Source organism: Bacillus cereus group sp. BfR-BA-01441 (genome assembly GCF_022663075.1).
GTDB classification, from domain to species: Bacteria; Bacillota; Bacilli; order Bacillales; family Bacillaceae_G; genus Bacillus_A; species Bacillus_A cereus.
Genome location: NZ_JAKUEU010000019.1, coordinates 36,588 through 52,305 on the forward strand (window position 1 = coordinate 36,588; position 15,718 = coordinate 52,305).

Genomic DNA, 15,718 nt, shown 5'->3' on the forward strand with positions numbered 1-15,718 from the left:
AAAGATGAGGAGAAATTCCTCATCTTTTTTAATCCATCCATTTCACTAATTTCTTAGAAATTAATAATAAAACACAACCTAGTACAATTGCCACAGCGCCAATAACTGTGAATACTTCAGCGTATCCAAGTGAAGTTGTGAAGCTTGCAAGTTGTCCGCCTAAAATGTTGGCGATACCTGAACTTGCTAGCCATACACCCATTAGTAAAGATGCTAATTTTACCGGAGCAAGCGCACTAACCATTGATAGTCCGACAGGTGATAAGAATAGCTCACCTAACGTATGGAAAAGATACGTAAAGACGATAAACAGTAAGTTTGCTTTTTCTGTAATGTTATGTTCATCACTACCTGTTTTTAATGTAGCGATAACGAGAATGATATAACCGATACCGAGCAAGATCATACCAAGTCCCATTTTAGTTGGGATTTTTAAATCACCCTGCTTGCGAGTTGCAAGTTTTGCCCATAATGCAGAAATGACTGGAGCAAGCAAAATAATAAATAATGGATTGACCGATTGGAACCAAGATGTTGGAACTTCCCATCCGAACACAGAGCGGTCTACAAATTTGTTTGTATATAATGTTAATGAGCTACCAGCTTGTTCAAAGCCAGCCCAGAAGAAGACAACGAAGCATGTTAAAATGACGATAACAGCGGTACGTTGTTTTTCTTTTTTTGTTAATGGTGTATCTCCTACTGATGGTTGTCCAGCAGCTGTTTGTAAATCGCGAGTTGGTTTTTTACCGATATTACCAAGGAAGCGATTTGATAGTGTTGTAAATAAAATTTGTCCAATGATCATTCCGATTGAAGCGGCTAAGAAACCGTAACGGAATCCGTAATGTACAACGCCATCAACTGTTGTTTTGAATAAATTTTCTGATAAAAATCCGCAAACGAGTGGAGCTAAAAATGAACCGACGTTAATACCCATATAGAAAATGGTAAATGCACTATCACGTTTTGGATCGTTCTCTTCGTATAATTCTCCAACCAGTGTAGAGATGTTCGGTTTGAAGAATCCGTTACCGATAATAATAAGCGCTAATCCGAGGTATAGGCCTAATTGGTTTTGCAAGGCAAATAGTGTAAGGTTACCGATTGCCATTGTTATACCACCAATTGTGATTGCTTTTCGTCTACCTAGAAAACGGTCTGTTAAGTATCCACCAATCATTGGTGTGAAATAACAGGCTCCAGTATAAAATCCGTAAATAGAGAGTGCCCATGCGGGACTAAACCCAAGACCACCGCTTACTAAAGCTGTCGTTAAATATAATGTTAATAATCCTCGTAATCCATAGTAACTAAATCTTTCCCACATTTCTGTAAAGAAGAGTAAGTATAAACCTGGAGGATGTTTCTTTTTTCTTTGTTGTTCTCTTTCTAGTTGTATCGCTGATTCCATGTTATTTTCCTCCTGACACAAACAAAAACAAAGTTAATAATTTTGTACATTTAATATTTTACCTTATTAACTATTATAAGTCAATAAAGGTTGATTTTTCAGAAGAAATTGGAAAAGAGGAATAGCTATAGAATGGGTGTTTCTTTTGTGATAGACTATGGACTATGTTTTCTTTGTAAGGAAGCGGGTTATTGTACTTTTTTATATGTGAAATTGATTTCATAAAAGATGAAATTAAAGAAGGAGAAAGAAATGAAATTGTTACAGAAAAAAGAAATTTTACTTATTAGTCTTATGTTATTCTCTATGTTCTTTGGAGCAGGGAATCTTATATTTCCACCTTTCCTTGGGTATGAAGCAGGAGAACATGTTTGGATTTCATTAGTAGGGTTTATTATATCAGCAACAGGTCTTCCTATATTAGGTGTTATCTCCATTGCAAAAGCAGGAAGTTTTCAAACGTTAGCGGGTAGGGTTCATTCTTCATTTGCAATTATTTTTCCATGTATCGTGTATGTATTTATTGGACCTGGGCTTGGTATACCACGTGCGGGAAGTTTAGCTTTTGAAATGGGGCCAGGTCAGTTATTCCCTGAAGCAGGAAACGGATTATTATTGTTTTACACAGTTATTTTCTTTAGTATTGTTTACTGGTTAAGTTTATCCCCATCTAAATTAATGGGGTTGTTTGGAAAAGTATTGACGCCGTTATTATTATGTATGATTGCACTCATTTTTATAAAGAGTATGTTTACAACAGTAGGAGATATGAAAGAACCAATAGGGAACTATGGCCAAGCTCCTATGTTTCAAGGATTTTTAGATGGATATTTAACAATGGATGCGTTAGCTGCTTTAATCTTTGGAATTGTTATTGCAAATGCATTACGTGCAAAGGGTATTGAAGATGATAAAGGTTTAGCGAAATATATGAGTATTGCTGGAATTGGGGCAGGACTATTATTATCTATTATTTATGTCATCCTTGGATATGTGGGGGCAATTAGTGGCTCATTAGGAACATTTGATAACGGTGCGAAAGTGTTAGCACAAGTTATGATTACATTATTTGGACAGGGCGGAGTCGTTTTATTAGGCCTTATTTTTACTATCGCGTGTTTATGTGTTTCAATTGGACTTGTTACGTCTTGTAGTCAATTTTTTGCGAGTGCATTTCCGAAAGTATCTTATAAATTGTGGGCATTTATAGTAAGCGTTGTTAGTATGATTTTAGCTAATTTAGGGTTAACGCAAATTTTAAAAGTATCAGTACCAATTCTTGGATTTATTTATCCAATTGCGTTAACGCTTATTATTCTAGGGTTATTCCATCAGTATATTGGAAAGTATACATACGTATATGCAGTAACTGTTTTGGTTGTAGCGATATTTAGTGCAATTGACATTTTAAATAAAAATGTAATGATGAATCAGTGGACGTCAGCATTAAAATACATCCCGTTTTATACAGAAGGTGTTGGGTGGATTGTTCCAGCTATTGTAGGCATGTGTCTTGGTTTTATCATTAGCATTTTTCTAAATAAGAATAAATGAGTAAAAAGGTGTTTTCCTATTTTGGGAAGACACCTTTCTTTTTTTGGAAAAATACTATTGAAAATGAATAGACTAAGAGTATGATAAAGATAATTGGTAATATATAGGTTCAATGAGAGTTACGAATAAGGGGGGAGCGTATGAAGAAGGATTTGGATAAGAAAATAGAAGCACTCGAAACGGCAATTGAAACAATTCAAGAAGCACTTGCTGAATTAAAAGTAAAGCAAAGGGAAATAGAAGTAGAAAACGCTCAGCAACATGTTAGTAAGAACAAGAAAGAATATATTGAAACGGTAATGGAGGAAAAGCCAAAAGAAGAAATAGTTAAGATAAAAGAGCCTTTGCAAGAACCTGAGGTAAAACAAGTAGATATATCGGCTTTTAAACCAGAGCCATTTAATATTATTAAGTTTTGTCAGACGTGGTTACCGCGTGTATTTGTCGGTATTATGTTGCTTGGAGTGATCTGGTTATTTAAAGCAGGGGTAGATGCTGGTTTATTAACACCAGCGATACGAATTGTGTTTGGTATCGCATTATCTATCGGGTTGTATTATATAGGAGATATTCAAATTAAAAGAGAGCGGCAAGCGTTAGGATTAGTATTAGCTGGAGGAAGTATTACCGGGATTGTTCTAACGACGTTTGCAGCACATTATTTATATGGATTTATTCCGGCAAGTGTCGCGTTTCTCTGTAATATTGCATGGGTTATTTTAGGTATTTATTTAGCGAAAAGATATCAATCGGAATATCTTACTATTTTCGTAGCGGTCGGTGCGTTCTTCGTACCATTCTTGTTAAATAGTACGACTCCTAATCCTTATATTTTCTTTGGATATGAGACAGTATTAACACTTAGTTTATTATGGTATGCGTTGAAAAATCGTTATAAATACTTATATATGATTTCTTACGCTGTTGCTGCCATTGTCCTTTTCGTTTTCTTTGCTGTTATGTCAATGTTAGTAGAGAACTTGCAAATACAGTTAACGATTGTATATGGTTTGATTCATTTACTATTATTTTGGCATATGTTTACGGAGAGAAGTTTTATACTAGAACCACGTTTGGCGATATTTAGTGCGAATGCAGTGTTCTTTATACTAGCTATTTCAAAAATACCTGATTTTACAACATGGGGATTAATTATTAGTGCACTCGTGCATGCCGCTATGTTCGTATGTGAATATAGGAAAAATAGACATTCTACATTTACAAATCTCTTATTTGGTTTCGCAATGGGAGCATTTAGTTTAGCAATTTTATATGAGTATAGTTTAGTGAATGCAGCGATTGTACTATTGTTACAAGGTTTCCTCGGCATGGTCACTTCTATTAAAGTAAAACAACAGATAAAATTGTATGTTAGTGCGACGGTTTACGCAATTGGAATGATACAGACTATTTTTAGCCCGTTTGATCAATTTATTTCGGCAGGCTTTGTTGCTCATCTTATTTTAATAGGAACGTTCTATTATTGCATGAGAGAAGCGAAAGAAGTATTAGCGAGCTTCGGCAAATATATGTATTCTATAGTGCTCTATTGGTTTATGATAATTGTATTTATTACAATTACGAGAATCGGTGAAGTTTTATCTACAGATGGAAGCGTAATTAGTGTATCAGTATCGTTATTATGGATGGTATATGCATTATTTGCGGTTTGGTTTGGAAGAAATAGAAATATGAATGAAATATTATATGCTGGTTTAGTCGTTTTAGTCGTAACGGTAGGGAAGTTATTCTTACTTGACTTACCAGAGGTATCGATGATGATTAGGGCAGTGTTATTCCTAATCGTCGGTAGTATAGGTATCGTTATTTCAAGAATGTTTTTCTCGAAGGAAGAGAAGTGAGAAGAAGGCAATCCATGTATGGATTGCCTTTTTTATTATTTCTTATTAATCGTTACAGTTTCATTATATTTCGTTGTTGTATTTTGGCGTAGACGAAGCGTTGCTTGTCCAGTTGTATTTGAATCAATCTGTACATTTACAATTTTCTCAGCAGAGCCTAAGCTGTTTGTTGTGAAAGAAAATGCACTACTATATCCGAAAGTAGATGGCCAAGTGCCGTTTGCATTTTGTACTTTAGCCACTTGTGTTCCACCAGTAGTGAAGATACCTAAAGAATAGTTGTTATACGTTGTATTAGGTAGTAAGTTATTTACTTGAATCTTCATTTGGAAAATTTCATTGTTTGGTAGAATGCTAGGGTGTGTAACGACGTAGTCGCTTGTTGTTACCGCACCGTTATAACCGTATGAACCTGGTTTAAAAGTATTTGTATTAAACCATTGATAACCTGCATTTGGTGCACTCCAAGGTTCAGGTTGTGGTTCTGTTGATAAGCTTGGCTGTTCAAATGTTTGTAGAGCTGTAGGTGAATCAAGTTGTAAACCATTTACTTGATCTAAACTTGTAAATGTCTCTTTATTTGATAACCAATTTACGATGTTTTCTAATAAAATCGCATCGTTTTCTTCTTTATAACCATCGTAAGTTTTCTTTGTTTGGCCAGAATCTTCACGAACGTATTTTGGCGTAGCATCTTCAACAGGAGAAGAGTCACCAATAAAGGCAGCTTTTCCAAGTCCTACTTTTGCGATAGCAGCATATGGGCCTTCTGCAATACCACCGCCATTATAAACGCCACTATCAACAGCGTTATTCCATTTTGATGGATTTTCTGGAAGGTAAACAAGTCCTTTTGCTAGTTTTGGGTTTGTAATTGCTAGAGTAGAACCAGCATGCATTGCTACAGACGAAACACCTTTTGTAATTCCGAAAGATTGTTCAGGCGATACAATTGTTTTCGCTGAAACATCACCAAGTGCATTGTAGCGGAAGCGAATACCGAAGTTGTCAGAGAGCCAATCAGAGCTTTCTACTCCTTGCATAGCTTGTGAATTAGCTTCTTCATTAGACATTCCTTTTGCTGGATTATCCCAAGCACCGCGTCTATATCCATTAAATACTTCAGAAGAGTCCCAGCGATTTTTATTACGATCTGCATTGTAATGATCAGCAATAAAGAAGATACTACCACCATTTTTTACATATTGTAACATAGCGTCCTGCTCAGATTTTTTGTAAGGAATATTAGCTTCTGGAACGATAAATACATTGTAATCTTTTAAGTCTTCGTACGTAATAGGTGTTGATTTACGAAGTTCCTTTACGTGATATCCGTTTTTTGCAATGCCGTTTCCGAAGTCAGAAAAGCCGCCGTCAATAACCCAGTCAGCTGTCCCAGCAGTTTGACCGTGTGTATTATCGAATAATACTTTCTTCCCATTGTTTTGATTTACAACTTTTGCAGCAATTTCAGGAGCTGGGTCTACAGAGCTTTCGGCATAAGTAGACGGTATGAACGAGGTCCCTATACTTAGTGTAATTGCTGTTGCTAAAGAAAATGTAATCCATTTTTTATTCTTCATAGAAGAATCCCCCTAATAATAAATATATGTGCTTTAATAATGTAATTTATTTTTCTGTAAAAATAAAGACGGAAAACATAAAAAATATTAAAAAATTGTAAAAATACCGTGAATTTTGTTGAGAAATATTTATATTGATATAAAAACATCCCTTCCAAGTAATAAGGAAGGGATGTTTTGCTTAACTAATTTTTGAGTTAGGTGTTTCATCAATCTTATGAAACCCTTTCATGTAATATACGATTGCTAAGCCGATAAGCCAAATTGGGCCGACAATCAATGCAATTCGTGTATCTTCTGAATACGCCATTATACCTAATACTAATACAAGGAAAACGAGTGAGAAATATGAGCTTAATGGGTATAAAGGCATTTTATACGATAACTTTTGTTTATTTTGAGTAGGCAAGCTTTTACGGAATTTAATTTGAGCGACTAATATAATTCCCCAAGTCCAAATTGCACCGAAAGTTGAAATGCTAGTAAGCCATGTAAATACCTTTGCAGGTACGAGATAGTTTAATATAACACCAATTAGTAAAACGATAGCAGTTGCTACAATTCCTTGGCTTGGAATGCCATTTTTATTTAAACGACCAAATCTTTCAGGAGCTTTTTTCTGCTGAGCTAATGTATATAGCATACGGCCTGTACTAAATAAACCACCGTTACAAGAAGAAAGAGCTGCTGTTAATACGACAAAGTTAATAATACCTGCTGCTTTTGCGATACCAATTTGTTGGAATGTTAATACGAATGGACTGCCTTTCTCACCAAGTTCGTTCCATGGATAAATTGCCATCATAACGAATAATGCCCCAACGTAAAAGAGTAGAATTCTCCAAAATACGTTATCGATTGCCTTTGCGAGTGTTTTCTTCGGATTTTGAGCCTCACCAGCTGTAACACCGATTAATTCAACGCCTAAATAAGCGAATAGTACCATCTGCATGGAGAGTAGTAACCCAGAAAATCCATTTGGGAACCAGCCACCATGTGACCAAAGATTTGAAATACCAGTAGCGATACCACCGTTTCCGAATCCGAATAAAATAATACCAGCTCCGACTACTATCATACAGATGATTGTGACAATTTTAATGAGAGCAAACCAAAACTCAAGTTCTCCAAATACTTTTACCGATAAGAAGTTAAAAGCGCTCATTAATAATAGAGCAAGTAATGCCCAAGTCCAGCGCGGGATATCTGGGAACCAGTACTGCATGTAAATACCAGCTGCTGTAATTTCAGCCATACAAGTAACAACCCATAAGAACCAGTAATTCCAACCAGTAATATAACCAGCGAGTGGTCCAATATAATCATATGCATATTTACTAAAAGAACCAGCAACAGGTTGTTCAATTGCCATTTCCCCAAGCGCTCGCATAATGAAAAAAATAACGAGACCGGCAATCATATAGCCTAGCAAAATAGAAGGACCTGCTAGTTTAATGGCGGAAGCGGATCCTAAAAATAGCCCAACGCCAATAGCTGAGCCCAGTGACATTAAAGTAATATGTCGTTCTTTTAAACCACGATTTAAAGTTCCAGATTTGTTTGTGTGCTGCATAAGAAGAATCCCCCTTGTAGAGTGAACGATATTTGAATGCGTTTACTAAAAATTTAACTATTTCAAATTATAAAACATTTCTATCTGTTATGCTACAAAAATAATCATAATTAACTGTACTACATCTGTACTTGTCAGACTTAAACTTAAAATTCTAACTATTAGGGAATATATTGACTCTTCTTTTTATTGATTGTTAAGATTAAGTATTATATTTTCTCACATACTAGTAAGAAAAAGAATGTGTGATAATAATTCAGGTGTAGGAAGGGTACATAAGCATGTTTCAATTACAAAAATATAATACTTCTGTGAAGCAAGAGTTTTTAGCTGGCATCACAACTTTTTTTACATTTGCGTATATTCTTGTCATCAATCCAAAAATATTATCTGATGCAGGTGTACCATTTGACCAAGCGTTTACAGCAACAATTATTGCAACCGTTGTTGGAACAGTAGGTATGGCGATTTTCGCGAATTACCCGATTGTTATTGCTCCAGCTATGGGAATGAATGCATATTTTGCTTATTCTGTTGTACAGAAGGCAGAAGGGATTACATATGTAGTTGCCTTTTCAGCTGTATTTGTAACGGGGATTATTTTTCTTTTATTATCTTTTACTTCGTTTAGGCAAAAGTTAATTTTAGCAATTCCTGATAGTTTAAAGCATGCAATTGCAGGTGGAATTGGACTATTTATTGCTTTTATTGGATTGCGCCTTTCTGGAATTATCGTGGATCATCCGTCTAATTTAGTTACAATTGGTGATTTTCATTCTCCAGCTGTTATTTTAACTTTAATTGGTTTAATATTAGCGGCGGTATTAATGACATTGCGTGTGAGCGGTGCATTATTTATTAGTATGATTGTGACAGGAATTATTGCCTTCTTTACAGGGCAATTGAAGTTTGCTGATAAAATTGTGGCGATGCCTCATTTACCAGAGGGTATCATCGTTTCAAACCCAATCAATGCCTTTTCAGCTGTAATTGAATACGGATTATACGGCGTTGTATTTTCATTTTTACTTGTACTTTTATTCGATACAACAGGTGCATTACTTGGTTTAATTAAACAAGCAGGTTTAATTACAGACAATACAGAGAAGCGTTTTGGTAAAGCGTTTATTGCAGATGCAATTGGCGGGACTACAGGTTCTATCTTTGGAACAAGCCCAACAGCAGCGACGATTGAATCGTCAGCAGGTATTGCTGCAGGTGGTAAAACTGGGTTAACAGGGATTGTAGTTGTTGGTCTAACAATTATAACGGCATTTTTTAGTCCTGTTATTGCTTCTTTATCAAGTGTAGCCGCTATTACAGCTCCTTCATTAATTATAGTAGGTAGTTTAATGGCACAAAGCATTCGAGATATTAATTGGAATGAATTTGAAGATGCGTTACCAGCATTTTTAATTTTTATAGGTATTCCGTTAACATCTAGTATTGCGAATGGAATTGCAATTGGATTTTTAGTGTATCCAGTCTTGAAAATTGTGAAAGGGAAAGGGATGGAAGTGCATCCGTTACTATACTTATTTACAATTTTATTTGGATGTCATTTATTCTTATAATATAGGAGAGGGGGCTTCTTATGAGGGGCTCCTTTTTGTGTATAATAAAGTGAAACTTAAATTAGTAATGTAAAATATAAATTACTTATTGGAATATATATTATAATAAGGGTGGAGGAGAAAGAAACAGTAAACAAAAACATAGACAAAAGTAGGCATATATAGTGAAAAGTAATTATGAAACAATATAAACCGAAAGAATTTTCAGAAATGCTTAATGTCTCTGTTAAGACATTGCAAAGGTGGGACAATCAAGTTGTTTTACCTGCTTACCGAAACCCAAAAGGAAGAAGATATTATACAGAAGAACAGTATAAGAAATATATGGGTATTCAAGAAGAACTTGTTCAGGATTTAATATCTATCATTCATGTATTTAGCTGTAGAATATATGGGTTGAGAAAATACAAAAAGAAAATGTCGGAGGATGAAGACTTATGAAAAGAGCATATTTAATAGAAATCAAACCGACAACTGAACAAATTAGTAAAATCCGTCAAACTATTGGGGTGTGTCGATATGTATATAACCTGTATATCTCTAAAAATAAAGAGGTATATGAGTCGGAGGGGAAATTTCTTAGTGGTTATGACTTTTCCAAATGGTTAAACAACATTCATACAAAAGAGTGTGACCAGTGGATTAAAGAAGTGTCGAGCAAAGCGGTAAAACAAGCGATTATGAATGGAGATAAAGCTTTTAAGCGGTTTTTTAAAGGTTTATCTAAGTTTCCACGATATAAAAAAAAGAAGAAGCAAGATGTGAAGTGCTACTTTCCGAAAAACAACAAAACAGATTGGACAGTAGAAAGACATAGAGTAAAAGTCCCTACAATTGGTTGGATAAGGTTAAAAGAGTATGGATATATTTCAAAAAATACAACTGTAAAAAGTGGTACAGTATATCAAAGAGCAGGAAGATACTATGTGTCTATACTCTGTGAAGTGAAAGAGGTAAAACCAAATGCAACTCTCAATACAGTAGGTCTAGGAATTGATTTGGGAATTAAAGACTTCGCTGTACGTAGCGATGGAAAAACTCACAAAAATATAAATAAAACAGTACAAGTAAAAAAGATAGAAAAACGGTTAAAACGTGAACAACGCTCTTTATCACGCAAATTTGAAAATATAAGAAAGAGAGGTGAACAACCTGTTACTAATAAAAGAGCGAATATAAACAAAAATATTCTTAGGGTGCAACAACTACATGCTAGGCTAGCAAATATTCGATTAGCGTATGTAAAGTCTATTGTAAATGATGTGGTGAAAACCAAGCCAACGTTTATTGTAGTAGAAGATTTGAATGTGAAAGGTATGATGAAGAACAAACATCTATCTAAAGCTGTAGCGCAACAATGTTTTTATGCTTTTAAAACATGGTTATTAATGAAATGTAGGGAATATGGAATTGAACTACGGCAAGTGGACAGATTCTATCCATCTTCTAAAATGTGTTCATGTTGCGGTCAAAAAAAGTCGGATTTAAAGCTGTCTGACCGAGTATATACATGTGAATGTGGCAATGTAATAGATAGAGATTTAAATGCGTCAATCAACCTTTTACAAGCAAAAAAATATACAATACTAACGTAAATAGATTGTATATATGTACGGTGGGCTACATCGGAATTTACGCCTGTGAAGTGTCACAGCAAACTGTAGTAGCAAGTGATTAGCGAGCCAGGGCACGTAGAAGCAGGAATACTCTAAGAATATACATTTGTCTATATTTTTAGTAGCAGGAACATGAATGGCTGTAAGTAAAATAAAAGTCGCGCGTGTTCAATTAGATTTAACACAGCAACAATTAGCAGAAAAAGTAGGCGTTACAAGGCAAACGATTAGTTTAATTGAGAAGGGGAAATACAATCCATCTTTAGATTTATGTTTAAAAATTTGTTATGCAGTAGATAAAACGTTGAATGATTTGTTTTGGGAGGAAAAGGAGTGGTAGGATGAAAATCGTGAAAGATGAACGTTTAATGATTGAAGGGTTAAAACATATTAGATTAGCTTTCATCTTACAAAATATCGTCATACTAGCTATCGTCTTTTACCGCTATGTCTTGCAAGGGGCAGGATATGAAAGTGTTTCGGATTTATTAATGGTATTTATGGGCGGGATAATAATTATTAACTTTTTAAATCTGAAAAATTCAGTGGAAGTGTATGAGCATACGGGCGGAGTGTCGCGTCGTTATTTTATGAAGCTATTATTCATTCCGGTAGGTATTATTATTGGGATTTTAGCTATTTGTATCGTTGTAACACCAGATATTTCGATAAAGGAAATTAGTATGACAGGACTTATTATGTTTGCTTGTTTTTTAGTTCCAAGTTTGTTTATATACATATATATGAAAAAAATAAAAAGAGAAGATTGAAATATAAGAAAGGCTTTCCCATATTGAGGAAAGCTTTTCTCATATTCTTTTATATAGTACTTTATGAAGGCCAATCGGTTCAATTTCAAAGATTTCACCATATTCCTGAAAGCCTAAGTGTTTGTAATAGTCAGCTACAGTAATTCGGCCATTACACCATAATATATTTGCTTGGCGTTCTTGCAAGATTTGTTCCGCCTTCTGAATTAAGGAGCTTCCAGCACGGTTGTTTCGAAATGCAGGTAATGTTGCCATTCCTCGTAGACGATAATGAATACCCGTTGGTAAGTCGGGATATATTTCTTTTGAGAAGGAAGCGATACTAATTAGTTCATCGTTTATAAATGCGCCTAAGTGGAAGGTGTCTGTTTCATAATCGGAAGGGTATTTACAATCTGCTAATGTTTGATTGGGGCGTAAAATTTTTTGACGTAATACGTAAGTTTCAGATCCCTCAATATTTTTCACGGTAATCATATTAACATCCTTTCTTATAACGCTTTTTCTGTTAATTGTATAAAGAAATAGGCAGGTGCGGCGAGAAGTCCGAGTATGCTAGCAGTTCCAAGAAGGAGTGAAAGTAGGAGGCAAGAATATTTTATTCCATTCGATTTTTTCCATCCGTAACTACAAATCTCAATACTAACACCGATGAGAATAATGGCAACGAGTATTTCGGCTAATAATAAGAGAGCTAAAGTTATAATAGACATAATGTAATCCATCCCCATAATATGTGATAGTAACATTTTACCATATGAAATGGAAAAAATGCCCCTCAATTATGTGAGGGGCATTTTTTTATTCTAATATGTTTTTTAGTGTATCGATATGTTCTTTTGAGCCTGTTACAAGTAATGTATCACCGTGTTGTAGTCTTGTATCCCCATGTGGGATTAATGCTTTATTTCCACGATAAATTTGAATGACTAGTACATCACCTAAAAACGGAAGGCGACGAAGTGCAACGCCGTTATATTTATTGCTCCGTAGTTCAACTTCACGGACTGTTTCGTTTGCTGTTGTAATTAAGCGAACGAGACTAGGTTTATCAATAAGCGCACGTAATAAAATACGTGTAGAGTTAATTGTTGAGAATACAGCGATATGTTCTTGCGTTGCTTTTTCTTGTAGAAGTGGATCTTCTACACTTGCAATAACATGTTCAACACCTAGCTCTTTTGCATGTTCTGCCAATAATAAGTTTTGTTCATCATCACTTGTTGCAACAACGACGCGATCTGCATCAAATGCTGTTTGTTCAGTTAATGATGCGATTGTGATGTCATCCAATTTCACGATAGGGAAGTCGTGCGATTTCGCTTCTTCATCATTTATTTTGTTTTGACGCATCATATATAGCGTTACGTCATAATCTTCTCGTTTTAAATCTAGTGATAACGGAAGGGTAATTCTGCTCGCGCCAATAATAGCTACTTTTGGTTTTGGTGTTTCTACTTTTGGGAACATTTTTTTAAACAATATAGGTGCAAAAATACAAGTAATAACTGCGCTTAAAATAAGAGAGGCAGATAAACTTGGACTGATGATCCCTAGTTTTTCACCAATTTGTGCAGCCGCGATAACTAAAGAAAGTGTCGATGTTAATAAGATTGCACTTCCAAGTACGATATTACGTGGATACCATTTTCGTAAGACGAGTGATGGTAAGAGTTTTGAAATAAAGAGTCCTACAATTAAGATTGGGATCATTAGCATGCTAGAAGGCTCTTTAAAAATAGACCATACCTCTAGATTTACACCAACCATTACGAAGAAAATAGGGATGAAGAAACCATAGCCGATGGAATCAAGTTTTTCCACCATATCTTCATTGGGTGATAATAACGATACAAGTACACCTGCTAAGAAGGCACCTAAAATATTTTCTGCTCCAACAGATTCCGATAACCCAACTAAGATTAAAATGAGTGCAAAAACAGCCCGTGTATCAATTTGTACACTACCAGCTTTTAAACTATCTAAGTATGGAATGTTTTTAAAGCGTTTTGCAATAAAGTAAATGACAATACCGGCACCGAATAGAAGAAGTAAGAGCCACATACTTTGACCGCTTTCGGAATTTAATCCGACGAAAACAGCGAGTAAAATCATTGTAACTAAGTCTGCAATAACAGCAACTAATAAAATAATTTGTCCGATTGCAGTTTTTCCTAGGTTGTTTTCTTTTAATGTTGGTACGACAACACCTAAAGAAATAGTTGAAATAATTAAAGTCATGAACATTGCATTATCTACAAATCCTAACCATACGAATAGTAATGATAGGGCATAAGATAAGATGAAAATAAATAAGAAGATAATGCCTGCTACTTGAAATGTATTTGGCTCGTTTGTCGTATTTTTTTTCCCTTTTTGTTTAAAGATAGAAAAATCAATTTCTAAACCGCTTAAGAACATGAGGAAGATAAATCCTAATGTTGATAAAACTTGAAGCCATATATCTGGCTCAATAATATTAAACCCACTTTTACCTACAAAGATTCCTGCAATAATTTCTGCAACGACAACAGGAAGTGCTTTTAATTTAAAGCGTTGTAACAAAAGGGGAACGAAAAACGCGATTGCAACGACAACCATAAGTGATAGAACAGAAGTATGATGTTCCATTGCGTTCTCTCCCTTCAAATAAATATAGTACCTATTTAGCCATATAATAGGTAGAAAAGCAACGCATATGGATTCGATTTCATAAAGAAAGATTTTTCTTAACATTTGTCATAATAAGTATATTTTTCATGATTCTGTTGTTAATTCCGTAATGTGGATTTAATAGGGGAGGGGATAAAAAAAGACTGCTGAGGAATCTCAGCAGTCTTTTTCATGTACATTACATTGAGAAGAAGATCCATACAGTTAAACCAACTGTTGCAGTTGCAACGAAGAAACTGTATATCATTGTAAGAATTTGAACTCTTCCTTCTCCTTCTTTTAAATGCATGAACATAATTAATTGTAACAATGCTTGCGCAACAGCCATTATGATAATAGTTGTTAAGACTGTTGAAAGTGGCAATGTTGTGTAAAGTGCCACGTATAACGCTAGAAACGTTAATGCAAGCGATAAAATAAATCCGAAAACGTGTGACCAAGGGAATCCGCTATGCGCATGCCCGTTTGCTTGATTGTTGTTTTGAGCCATTTACGCCACCATCCCGTTCAAGTAAACTAGTGTGTAAATAAAGACCCAAACAAGATCAAGGAAATGCCAGTATAAGCTGATAATGAATACTTTACGAGCTGTAACTGGTGTTAAACCTCGTTTTAAAATTTGGATAATAACACAAATTGCCCAAATGATACCGCCTGTTACGTGGGCTCCATGCGTTCCAAGAAGAACGAAGAATCCAGATAAGAAAGCACTTGTTTGAATTGTTGCGCCTTCACCAATGTACATAATGAACTCTTCGATCTCGAAGAATAGGAAACCTGCACCTAAAAGTAATGTAAGGACGAACCATCCAAGCATCGCTTTTTGGTTATGCTTACGCATTTCATGAATTACGATACCGCATGTAAAACTACTTGTTAAAAGTAGTAATGTTTGAATTAAAAGCGTTTTAAGTTCAAACAATTGCGCTGGTGTTGGGCCATCTGCCGTACGACCAGCAAGGACTAGATAAGAGGCGAAAAGTGTTGCGAACAGCATAATTTCAGCCCCAAGAAAAATCCAGAATCCTAGGATATTCAATCTGCTTTGTTCGGATTGATATTCCAAAGGTAAGCTTTTATCTAAAGCCGCCATGTCATT

The 15,718-nt window shown here is 35.1% G+C and carries 14 protein-coding genes and 2 pseudogenes; 8 read left to right on the top strand and 8 right to left on the bottom strand.

Annotated elements, in window-relative coordinates:
• Positions 1 to 28 precede the first annotated feature (28 nt).
• Complete coding sequence (locus tag MR107_RS10740; protein WP_000443143.1) at positions 29 to 1,414, bottom strand: peptide MFS transporter; 1,386 nt, start codon at positions 1,412 to 1,414, stop codon at positions 29 to 31.
• A 252-nt stretch (positions 1,415 to 1,666) separates the two neighbouring features.
• On the opposite strand from MR107_RS10740, the gene brnQ1 reads away from it, so the two are divergent.
• Positions 1,667 to 2,968, top strand: coding sequence for a branched-chain amino acid transport system II carrier protein BrnQ1 (brnQ1, locus tag MR107_RS10745; RefSeq protein WP_102956320.1), 1,302 nt, complete (start codon positions 1,667 to 1,669; stop codon positions 2,966 to 2,968).
• 140 nt (positions 2,969 to 3,108) lie between these two features.
• Positions 3,109 to 4,830, top strand: coding sequence for a DUF2339 domain-containing protein (locus MR107_RS10750; protein ID WP_102956321.1), 1,722 nt, complete (start codon positions 3,109 to 3,111; stop codon positions 4,828 to 4,830).
• A 35-nt stretch (positions 4,831 to 4,865) separates the two neighbouring features.
• Here the strand turns inward: MR107_RS10750 and MR107_RS10755 are convergent, their stop codons facing one another.
• Positions 4,866 to 6,413, bottom strand: a complete 1,548-nt coding sequence (locus tag MR107_RS10755; RefSeq protein ID WP_242292358.1) for a DUF2194 domain-containing protein — start codon at positions 6,411 to 6,413, stop codon at positions 4,866 to 4,868.
• Positions 6,414 to 6,594: 181 nt separating this feature from the next.
• Positions 6,595 to 7,986 (bottom strand): amino acid permease, encoded by a 1,392-nt coding sequence (locus MR107_RS10760; RefSeq protein WP_001164897.1) that lies wholly within the window; start codon positions 7,984 to 7,986, stop codon positions 6,595 to 6,597.
• A gap of 281 nt (positions 7,987 to 8,267) precedes the next feature.
• On the opposite strand from MR107_RS10760, the gene MR107_RS10765 reads away from it, so the two are divergent.
• From MR107_RS10765 to MR107_RS10785, 6 genes and pseudogenes are all read left to right on the top strand, one after another.
• Complete coding sequence (locus MR107_RS10765) at positions 8,268 to 9,560, top strand: NCS2 family permease (RefSeq protein WP_226368570.1); 1,293 nt, start codon at positions 8,268 to 8,270, stop codon at positions 9,558 to 9,560.
• A gap of 177 nt (positions 9,561 to 9,737) precedes the next feature.
• Positions 9,738 to 9,866: pseudogene (locus MR107_RS31945) on the top strand (MerR family transcriptional regulator); the annotation flags it as partial.
• A 27-nt stretch (positions 9,867 to 9,893) separates the two neighbouring features.
• Positions 9,894 to 10,001: pseudogene (locus tag MR107_RS31950) on the top strand (IS607 family transposase); the annotation flags it as partial.
• A complete protein-coding gene (locus tag MR107_RS10775; protein ID WP_071740700.1) occupies positions 9,998 to 11,155 on the top strand; it encodes an RNA-guided endonuclease InsQ/TnpB family protein in 1,158 nt (385 codons plus the stop codon). The pseudogene MR107_RS31950 and the gene MR107_RS10775, both read left to right, overlap by 4 nt.
• A 157-nt stretch (positions 11,156 to 11,312) precedes the next feature.
• Positions 11,313 to 11,516 carry a helix-turn-helix transcriptional regulator gene (locus MR107_RS10780; RefSeq protein ID WP_000301183.1) on the top strand — a complete coding sequence of 68 codons (204 nt, stop codon included), beginning with the start codon at positions 11,313 to 11,315 and terminating at the stop codon, positions 11,514 to 11,516.
• 1 nt (position 11,517) lies between these two features.
• Positions 11,518 to 11,946 carry a hypothetical protein gene (locus MR107_RS10785; RefSeq protein ID WP_000706629.1) on the top strand — a complete coding sequence of 143 codons (429 nt, stop codon included), beginning with the start codon at positions 11,518 to 11,520 and terminating at the stop codon, positions 11,944 to 11,946.
• A 39-nt stretch (positions 11,947 to 11,985) separates the two neighbouring features.
• Here the strand turns inward: MR107_RS10785 and MR107_RS10790 are convergent, their stop codons facing one another.
• The 5 genes from MR107_RS10790 to qoxC all read right to left on the bottom strand — a co-directional run bounded on the left by MR107_RS10790 (position 11,986) and on the right by qoxC (position 15,712).
• Positions 11,986 to 12,423 carry a GNAT family N-acetyltransferase gene (locus MR107_RS10790; protein ID WP_000633767.1) on the bottom strand — a complete coding sequence of 146 codons (438 nt, stop codon included), beginning with the start codon at positions 12,421 to 12,423 and terminating at the stop codon, positions 11,986 to 11,988.
• A gap of 14 nt (positions 12,424 to 12,437) precedes the next feature.
• Positions 12,438 to 12,695 carry a DUF4022 family protein gene (locus MR107_RS10795; RefSeq protein ID WP_000926991.1) on the bottom strand — a complete coding sequence of 86 codons (258 nt, stop codon included), beginning with the start codon at positions 12,693 to 12,695 and terminating at the stop codon, positions 12,438 to 12,440.
• 52 nt (positions 12,696 to 12,747) lie between these two features.
• Positions 12,748 to 14,577, bottom strand: a complete 1,830-nt coding sequence (locus tag MR107_RS10800) for a monovalent cation:proton antiporter family protein (protein ID WP_242292359.1) — start codon at positions 14,575 to 14,577, stop codon at positions 12,748 to 12,750.
• Between the two features lie 220 nt (positions 14,578 to 14,797).
• The gene (qoxD, locus tag MR107_RS10805) at positions 14,798 to 15,109 is read right to left on the bottom strand and encodes a cytochrome aa3 quinol oxidase subunit IV (RefSeq protein WP_000068425.1); all 312 of its coding nucleotides are present in this window, start codon (positions 15,107 to 15,109) and stop codon (positions 14,798 to 14,800) included.
• Complete coding sequence (gene qoxC / locus MR107_RS10810; RefSeq protein ID WP_000729317.1) at positions 15,110 to 15,712, bottom strand: cytochrome aa3 quinol oxidase subunit III; 603 nt, start codon at positions 15,710 to 15,712, stop codon at positions 15,110 to 15,112.
• Positions 15,713 to 15,718 lie beyond the last annotated feature (6 nt).

What these genes read in the sequence shown, in the direction of transcription:
- qoxD (WP_000068425.1), bottom strand. Translation starts at nt 15,109, where the DNA reads ATGGCTCAAAACAACAATCAAGCAAACGGGCATGCGCATAGCGGATTC.
- MR107_RS10780 (WP_000301183.1), top strand. Translation starts at nt 11,313, where the DNA reads ATGGCTGTAAGTAAAATAAAAGTCGCGCGTGTTCAATTAGATTTAACA.
- brnQ1 (WP_102956320.1), top strand. Translation starts at nt 1,667, where the DNA reads ATGAAATTGTTACAGAAAAAAGAAATTTTACTTATTAGTCTTATGTTA.
- qoxC (WP_000729317.1), bottom strand. Translation starts at nt 15,712, where the DNA reads ATGGCGGCTTTAGATAAAAGCTTACCTTTGGAATATCAATCCGAACAA.
- MR107_RS10800 (WP_242292359.1), bottom strand. Translation starts at nt 14,577, where the DNA reads ATGGAACATCATACTTCTGTTCTATCACTTATGGTTGTCGTTGCAATC.
- MR107_RS10790 (WP_000633767.1), bottom strand. Translation starts at nt 12,423, where the DNA reads ATGATTACCGTGAAAAATATTGAGGGATCTGAAACTTACGTATTACGT.
- MR107_RS10775 (WP_071740700.1), top strand. Translation starts at nt 9,998, where the DNA reads ATGAAAAGAGCATATTTAATAGAAATCAAACCGACAACTGAACAAATT.
- MR107_RS10795 (WP_000926991.1), bottom strand. Translation starts at nt 12,695, where the DNA reads ATGTTACTATCACATATTATGGGGATGGATTACATTATGTCTATTATA.
- MR107_RS10765 (WP_226368570.1), top strand. Translation starts at nt 8,268, where the DNA reads ATGTTTCAATTACAAAAATATAATACTTCTGTGAAGCAAGAGTTTTTA.
- MR107_RS10755 (WP_242292358.1), bottom strand. Translation starts at nt 6,413, where the DNA reads ATGAAGAATAAAAAATGGATTACATTTTCTTTAGCAACAGCAATTACA.
- MR107_RS10760 (WP_001164897.1), bottom strand. Translation starts at nt 7,986, where the DNA reads ATGCAGCACACAAACAAATCTGGAACTTTAAATCGTGGTTTAAAAGAA.
- MR107_RS10785 (WP_000706629.1), top strand. Translation starts at nt 11,518, where the DNA reads ATGAAAATCGTGAAAGATGAACGTTTAATGATTGAAGGGTTAAAACAT.
- MR107_RS10750 (WP_102956321.1), top strand. Translation starts at nt 3,109, where the DNA reads ATGAAGAAGGATTTGGATAAGAAAATAGAAGCACTCGAAACGGCAATT.
- MR107_RS10740 (WP_000443143.1), bottom strand. Translation starts at nt 1,414, where the DNA reads ATGGAATCAGCGATACAACTAGAAAGAGAACAACAAAGAAAAAAGAAA.